Origin of the sequence: Shewanella sp. 10N.286.51.B7 (assembly GCF_002873615.1) — a bacterium.
Taxonomy (GTDB): domain Bacteria; phylum Pseudomonadota; class Gammaproteobacteria; order Enterobacterales; family Shewanellaceae; genus Shewanella; species Shewanella electrodiphila.
The window spans coordinates 1-7,557 of sequence record NZ_MCUF01000044.1 but is presented as its reverse complement, the minus strand read 5'-3'; the positions used below and the strand labels follow the sequence as shown (position 1 = coordinate 7,557).

General features: G+C 39.0%; 8 protein-coding genes. 4 read left to right on the top strand and 4 right to left on the bottom strand.

The window, feature by feature from the left end:
* Positions 1-163 precede the first annotated feature (163 nt).
* A complete protein-coding gene (locus BCU84_RS12955; protein WP_102528501.1) occupies positions 164-1,252 on the top strand; it encodes a GGDEF domain-containing protein in 1,089 nt (362 codons plus the stop codon).
* Positions 1,253-1,256: 4 nt separating this feature from the next.
* Here the strand turns inward: BCU84_RS12955 and BCU84_RS12950 are convergent, their stop codons facing one another.
* The 4 genes from BCU84_RS12950 to sbcB form a co-directional block, all read right to left on the bottom strand.
* Positions 1,257-1,547 (bottom strand): antibiotic biosynthesis monooxygenase, encoded by a 291-nt coding sequence (locus BCU84_RS12950; RefSeq protein WP_102528500.1) that lies wholly within the window; start codon positions 1,545-1,547, stop codon positions 1,257-1,259.
* Positions 1,548-1,631: 84 nt separating this feature from the next.
* Positions 1,632-2,255, bottom strand: a complete 624-nt coding sequence (locus BCU84_RS12945; RefSeq protein WP_102528499.1) for a LysE family translocator — start codon at positions 2,253-2,255, stop codon at positions 1,632-1,634.
* Positions 2,256-2,471: 216 nt separating this feature from the next.
* Positions 2,472-3,362, bottom strand: coding sequence for a cytidine deaminase (cdd, locus tag BCU84_RS12940; protein WP_102528498.1), 891 nt, complete (start codon positions 3,360-3,362; stop codon positions 2,472-2,474).
* A 54-nt stretch (positions 3,363-3,416) separates the two neighbouring features.
* Positions 3,417-4,829 (bottom strand): exodeoxyribonuclease I, encoded by a 1,413-nt coding sequence (gene sbcB / locus BCU84_RS12935; protein ID WP_102528497.1) that lies wholly within the window; start codon positions 4,827-4,829, stop codon positions 3,417-3,419.
* A gap of 150 nt (positions 4,830-4,979) precedes the next feature.
* Between sbcB and BCU84_RS12930 the strand changes: the two genes are divergently transcribed.
* From BCU84_RS12930 to BCU84_RS12920, 3 genes are all read left to right on the top strand, one after another.
* Positions 4,980-5,837, top strand: coding sequence for a hypothetical protein (locus BCU84_RS12930; protein WP_102528496.1), 858 nt, complete (start codon positions 4,980-4,982; stop codon positions 5,835-5,837).
* A 100-nt stretch (positions 5,838-5,937) separates the two neighbouring features.
* Entirely contained in the window at positions 5,938-6,786 is an 849-nt protein-coding gene (gene rlmA, locus BCU84_RS12925) for a 23S rRNA (guanine(745)-N(1))-methyltransferase (RefSeq protein WP_102528495.1), read from the top strand.
* Positions 6,787-7,064: 278 nt separating this feature from the next.
* Positions 7,065-7,271 carry a cold-shock protein gene (locus BCU84_RS12920; RefSeq protein WP_012155714.1) on the top strand — a complete coding sequence of 69 codons (207 nt, stop codon included), beginning with the start codon at positions 7,065-7,067 and terminating at the stop codon, positions 7,269-7,271.
* Positions 7,272-7,557: the final 286 nt, after the last annotated feature.

The following is a 7,557-nucleotide window of genomic DNA, read 5'->3' as shown; positions in this document are numbered from 1 at the left end:
TTCAAGATTCCTAACTTTCATAACTTCTAATTTTAAGAAGTGGCTAGCCAACAGTTCCACATAGACTTAATAATAAGCTGTTTATTTTCAGAACCGGCCTTTTTAGAATAGACAGAATAAACGTGCTAAAGTTTACAAGTCGTTAACTTACTTAGTTACCCATATGAATCTAAAAAAAATTATAAGCCTGGGCACCAGTAAACAGTCTTTTTCATCGGCTAATCGCACGAGAACAATGAATATAATCGGCTTAATCACAGTCTTTATTTCTTTGCTTTATTCATTAAATTATATTTTCTTACTTGAAAACACCCTTGTTGGCTTTATCAATCTTGGTTTTACCATCGCATATCTGTGCACAATTGCATTTACGGCTGCGCATCATTCAAGACTGGCTAAAATATGGTTTTTTAGTGTGCTAATGCTTCACCTATTGGTGTGTACTAATGTCTACGTGACGAATGCTAGCGGATTTCATTTGTACTATTTCCTGGTTCCAACGGGGGCATTTCTTTTATTTGAGTTGCGTGAAAGAGTAGAGCAGGTGAGTTTGAGCCTGGCGGCGTTAGTCTTGTTTTTCTATTGTGAAAATACGCCAAATGATGCGCCTTTAATACAGCTATCAGATCAAGTGAATCACATGTTGTATCAATCAGTGGTATTTTTCACCATGTTAGAAGTCATTTTTGTGTTGTACATTTTTGCTAAACAAATCGATAAGAATGAAAAGCAATTGATATTACAAGCCTCCACAGATTCGTTAACCCAACTCGCTAACCGACACCACTTTTTTACAGAAGGAAAAAGTTTGTTTGATGATGCCGTAGAGAAAAAACTCCCTTTTACATTAGTCTTATTAGACTTGGATTTTTTCAAGAAAATTAATGATCAACATGGCCATTTAGTTGGAGATAAATGTTTAATTGAAGTGACCAGCACGATTAAAAAGTTGTGCCGTGAAAATGATCTATGTGCCCGAATTGGTGGTGAAGAGTTTATTGTGGCGATGCCAAATACGTCGATACAAGATGCTGAAAAAGTTGCTGAGCGGATGAGAGAACACATTGAAGCGTGTAAAATTAACCTATCTGAATCAAGCAAGTTAACCTGTACAGCCAGTTTTGGCCTTGCTGATAAGACTCAAAGCACCACCGAATTAAAAGACTTACTTATTCGAGCAGACAAAGCTTTATATGTTGCTAAAGAGAGCGGTAGAAACTGCGTCAAGCCGTATTATCAACAGGCCGCATAAAAGGTTAACTGTCGATAATCGTATAATGACGAGTCGCAGTTTGACTTACTGTAAACCAGTTTGATTGCTGGACTCGTTGTTGATGAAATTCGAATGCGGCTTTATCGACAAACTCCTCATTAACATCAAATCTTAAGTCATTTACGGTACTTTGAGTGACACTAAAACTGATACAACCTTCTTCATTCAAGGTGAGTTGGGTGTGATTTACTAACTCAAAACGGACATCTGCTAATTCGTTTGCAGTGGTGTTGTGCGGAAATTGTATATAGCCAGTAAGCTTCACTCTAGACATTGATTTCTCTATTTCTCTATTTCTCTTTTTATCACTTTTGTAGTCTAAATTTAAAACCAGTAATCGTCGTGATTATTTACAACGTTATCCCAGCGCAAGCCAAAAGCCCACACCAATCATCAAACTGCCTGCAATACGGTTCATTAACTTAATGTTGTCACCGCGAGATAAAAACATACGTAGGCTTTTACCGCCACTTGCATAGGCCAGCATTGATACACTTTCAGTTAGCATAATGATTGATAGCAGCCAAAATAATTGTGGTCCAACGGCTTTATCGACGCTGATAAAAGGTGGCAGTAATGAAATCATGAAAGCCCAGCCCTTAGGGTTGGCAATCGCGGTCACAAAGCCTTGTGAGATAAGTGCATAATTACTGATTGATGAGTCGGTTTGTTGGCCTTCAACAATGGCCATTTTACCTTTTGAACGCCACATGTTGATGCCGATGTAAGCGAGATATGCGCCACCAATCCATTTTAAAATAGCGAAAGCGTCTGGGTAATTTAGCATGACGCTGGCAACACCCATGACTGCAGCAATGGCCACTAATGCGACACCCACTAGTTCTCCTAACATCATCCATAGAGTGCGCCTAACACCAATACTCATCCCGAGTGTCATGGCTAAAGTCATGCACATACCAGGTGTAATTGAGACAAAAAAGAAGGTCGGTATAAATACCGCTAATATGGCTAAATCAGGCATGTATGGATTATCTTAAAAGGAAAACGAAGAGTGTAAGGAATTACAGCGTTTGTGCAATTAAATTCGTAATCAATATGGCCATATTGGCTAATTTAATTAATGTACAAATCAGTAGTTGCGATTTTGAATATAAAAAGCGCATTGCTATAAACCAATGCGCTTTTAGCTTTTAACTTTAAACTAGCTTTAGATTAATTTAAGTGTAAAAAGTGTTGCCTAACTTGGGTCTATGACGATGTGCTCAAGCTCTACTGCTGCAACAGCTTGTAAAGTGTCCATTGTCGCATTCACTAAGCTTACTTTCCCTGCCGATGACTCAATTAACACCACACGATTAATATCGCTGTAGTCACGATCGTGACGAATTAAATTCGACAGTGCCATTTGCATTGGCATCATTGAAGGGTTGAATGCCGCATTTTCTGCATAGCGTCCGCAATAGGTTCTACCGTCTTTGGTTTCAATAACCACAGCGGCAAAGTTTTTAGTGTAGGGCGCATAACTTAGCCCAGCTTGGTCAACCGCCTCAATGATCATTGGGTCGTCTGAATTCAAGCTAAATTCAATATTGCTTTTAGACAATAAAGGTTTAGTCACTTGTAAATCTTTTGGCCCAAAGGCATAAGGCAGATAATGAGCAAGCAATTGTGGCTGCTGGCCTGGTAAGTGAATCTTAATATCAATGCCGCTAACTAATTCATTAATAAATTGACGACAATGACCACAAGGGCTGAAGTTAACCACGATATCAACAATCTTTTGTTCGCCATTTAACCATGCATGGCTAATGGCACTTTGCTCTGCGTGAACGGTATGAAATAGCGCTTCAGAGGCTAGTTCAAAATTTGCCCCCATATAAATATCACCGCTTTCCCCTTTGGCGATCGCGCCCACATAGAATTCACTGATGCTAGGTTTAGCTAGCGCTGCAGCGATGGGTAACAAGCTTAATAGTAAAGCTTCTTCTGTCATGTCACTGGCTTTTACCAGTGTTGCCAGTTGACTGGCATCGATATGACCGCAAAAATCTTCATTGAGTAATGGGATTAAGGCTGTGGCTACCGGCTTAGGTAGTTGGGTGATGCTATCAATGAAACGGTTTTGCATGAGCAATTCCTTTTATTTAACGATAAGTGCAATGTAAGTTACTTACTTCAACACTTAAAGTGATTGCAAGTATAAACAAAGCGCTTTTAATAACTTCTGCTTGTGCTCATTCTCGCTGGTTTCTTCCAATAAGTTTTCGAGATTAATCACATAATCAGCATCAGACAAGCGTTGTTGACAGAATTCTCGCCAAATAAGTGATTCGTCATGATTCAAGGTTTCAGGGTAATTACGCGCACGATAGCGGAAAAACATTTGTCCTAAACGCTCATCTTCAAAATCAAGTTGCAGCGCGGCAAGGTTTTCTGGCTTGGTATTGCGGATCATTTCCATTTTGCCTTTATCGGCATGACTAAAGAAGCCGCCGCTATAAAGCATTAAATCAGGGTCTGTTGCTGCTGGGTGATCATTAACTTCAAACACCGCCTGTAATTTTTCACGTAACTCTGGGTGTTGCTTAAACAACTTATATTGTGAGCGTGCAAATTCCATATCGAACTGGTGACGCTCAGCGACTTGTTCAGTGAGTAGCTTAGGTGTACCAATAAATGGGCATTTGTTTAAATGGATTTGCTTAAGTGGAATAGGTAACTCATCCGGTGCGAGTTCACTGCGCGGGGTGTACATTCGCTGGACTATTTCCTCTACTGAAAGCGTGATTAATGGGGTTAAGTCCATTGCTAAGTTCACACATAACATCGAGTTTTTATTGGTTGGATGTGGCGCAACAGGGGCGATTAATGTGACACAGCCATTTGCCGCACTGATTTTCGAGCTAACGTGAACCAAGGGCTGCATAAAGTCACCTTGAATGAGCTCTGCGACCTTTTTCTTATTACGTAAACCAAAATAATACTCATATAATTTTGGCTGTTTTTCTTTAATTAACTTTGCCATCGAAATCGTGGCATACACGTCACTCATGGCATCATGAGCTTGTTCATGGCTTAAGCCATTAGCTTTGGTTAACTCTTCTAATCTGAAGCTTGGCGAGCCATCCTCTTTGAGAGGCCAGTTAATGCCTTCTGGTCTAAAGGCATAGCAAGCTCTGACTAAATCAATGATGTCCCAACGGCTATTACCGTTTTGCCATTCTCGGGCATAAGGGTCGATAAAATTACGATAAAAGCCATAACGACTTACTTCATCATCAAACCGTAAAGAGTTATAGCCAACAACACAGGTGTTAGGTTGGGTAAAAATGCTATTGATACGGCCCATAAACTCAGTTTCAGCCATGCCTTTTTGATTGGCTAACTGAGGCGTAATACCTGTAACTAAAATAGCTTCAGGTGATGGCAAGTAATCTGTTGATTGTTTGCAATAAAAATTCTCAGGCTCGCCAATAATATTAAGATCTAAATCAGTACGAATACCTGCAAACTGTGAAGGGCGATCTTTTGCTGGGCTGACGCCAAAAGTTTCGTAATCGTGCCAGAAAAGAGTGGGTTGAAAAGCACTTGCCATAATATCGCGGTATCCTAATTTTGAATTATAAATATCTTAACACTGTTAATTAGTAATGTTTACAGGCTACAAAACTGATTGAATGCTTTTTAATAGGGTGACGTAATCGAATTAGCTGGTTACACTCTGAAAAGTATCACAGGAGTCAGTATGTATAATCATTTATTTAGTCAACCAGTTAAGTATCAAATTAATCAAGGACAAACACTGTTAATTGCGCTTGCTGATGACGTTAGTGATTTTATTTTATTACCAGCATTAAGCCAGCCCTTAGCCGAGATTATCATTTGCGAGTCAGAAGATGAGCAGTGTTCTAGCTTTATTTTGACTTGTCAGCCATTTTTTAAAGTCGATGTCATTGATTCACAGATGGACTCACAGATTGATTCACCGATTGACTCTCAGATTGTTAAACAGCCCGAAAAAGCTGAATTTAAGCGTACATTTGGCCAAGGCTTTCGTTTATATGCCAGAGTGGGAGTTGCACCAAGAATATCAGCTGAGTTATTAAGAAAAGGCATTGGTTTATCTTTCACAGCTGAAGACACACCTCAAAAGCAGATAAACATAGGCTATTTACAGTCGGTTTGTGAATCAATCAATCTAGAGAGCGATTTGCGCTTAAACCAAGAGCCGAAAGAGTTGATGATGGCAAAAGCCATTTTAGCGAGAAATTTCGACTATGAAGAGTCTCCTGAAAACTTAGCAATTAATATCAGTGAAATTGAGCAGGTGCGGGCAGATATTAATCTGTACCTTGCGGAAGAACGCAACAAAGTGCATGCGATTATTGCAGCTCAGCTACTTAAGCTAGATAATTTGTTAAATCATAAGCAGCAATGGTTATTAAGAACCTATAGCCAGTCTCAACAAAGAACCAATTATGCATCAGCAGCTAATGAGCTTTCAAAGGATGTGGAAGACTTACAACGAAAATTAGAATGTTTTAGCTTACTTGCACCAGCGGATGTCAGCTTAATGGTCGATAAGCTCACTGAAGATACCTGACATTTCCACGTTCATTGCGTAAAATCCTTTTATTTGGGTCTCATTAATCTTAAAACAATGAGACGCACACTTCTTTAATCATTCTTATTAGAGTTATTTGATGCAATATATTTGTCCAATATGCCGTTCTTGTTTAACACTTAACGCAAAATCTTGGCAGTGTGAGAACCGCCACCAGTTTGATTGTGCCAAAGAGGGCTATGTCAACTTGCTACCTGTTCAAAAGAAAAACTCTAAAGATCCCGGTGATAACAAAACCATGATGTTTGCCCGTCGTGAGTTTTTGAATAAAGGTTATTACCAAAAGCTCAGTGACAGAGTTAATCAGCTGGCTGTTCAATTTAGCCCTGATGCTCAAAAAATCTTAGACATAGGTTGCGGAGAAGGCTATTACAGTCATCGTTTATTCAAAGCAATGCAGCAAAGCGCTAAAACAACTGAAAGTGTATGTGAAGACGAAGGTGCTCTGTGTCACTTGCAAGGGTTAGACATTTCTAAATCAGCGATTAAATACGCTTCTAAACGATATTCTGAATTAGATTTTTGTGTCGCAAGTGCCTATGAAATGCCTTTTGCGGATGCAATATTCGATTTAGCGATGCGAATTTACGCGCCTTCAAAAATTGATGAACTGCAACGAGTGATAAAAAAAGACGGTGTATTAATCACGGTTTCTCCTGGTCCCATGCATCACTTTGCAATGAAAAAGATCATTTATAGTGAGCCAAAACCCCATGAAGAGGCTAAAGCTGAGCTTGATGGCTTTACTTGTCTTCATCAAGAAAGGTTGCAGTACCCACTAGTGTTATCAGACCCTATTGATATTGAACACTTTTTGAATATGACGCCTTATGCGTGGAAATTGACCCAAGAGCAAAAGGCTCAAATTGCAGAACAAGGACTTAGCTGCGAGTTAGACTTTAGTATTGAAATTCATCAACGTAATTGATTTGTCATCTAAATTTGCTATTTTACTTTTTGAATCTGATATTTAGTTTTAAACCGTTATCTTATTCGCGAATTTTAAGCGTGGTAATAACTAATTGAATTAAAATGTTGATGTTAGTTGACATCCCCGTAGAAAGGTTCATAATCTATCGGGCTTGAAGGTTGGGCTTAGTTTATGTGTTTCAATACGACCAGTTTCGTCCTGTGAACATAAGTAAAACCGGCATTTTCAGCTCTACCGCCGTTAAGGCTTTATTTTTTATATACAGGATTTATATCATGTCTCAAGTTACTGGTGTTGTTAAGTGGTTCAACTCTGACAAAGGTTTCGGATTTATCGAGCAAGAGTCTGGTCCAGACGTATTCGTTCACTTCCGTGCAATCAACTCAGACGGTTTCAAAACTCTTGACGAAGGTCAAAAAGTTCAGTTCACTGTTACTCAAGGTCAGAAAGGACCTCAAGCTGAGAACGTAACTGTAGTTTAATTATTCCTAGCTTCGGCTAGATAATTAAATAAAACTGTAGTCTTTGACTACAGTTTTTTTTTGCTTAAAATTAATTATTTATCTCCATTCTACCTCTATTCTTAACTTCTTCTTGCTAAAGCCTCAAAGCTTCTCAGTCTCAAAGCTATCCACTATCATTCTTCGTCGTTCACGTGTATCTATCTCAGATTATTTTTGCTGTGTCGAAGGTCATTTAAACTTTTCCTAAGTACTTACTTTGCTCAAAGTTAGTTTTATTTTACTGGTGAGCTATGAGCTATGAGCT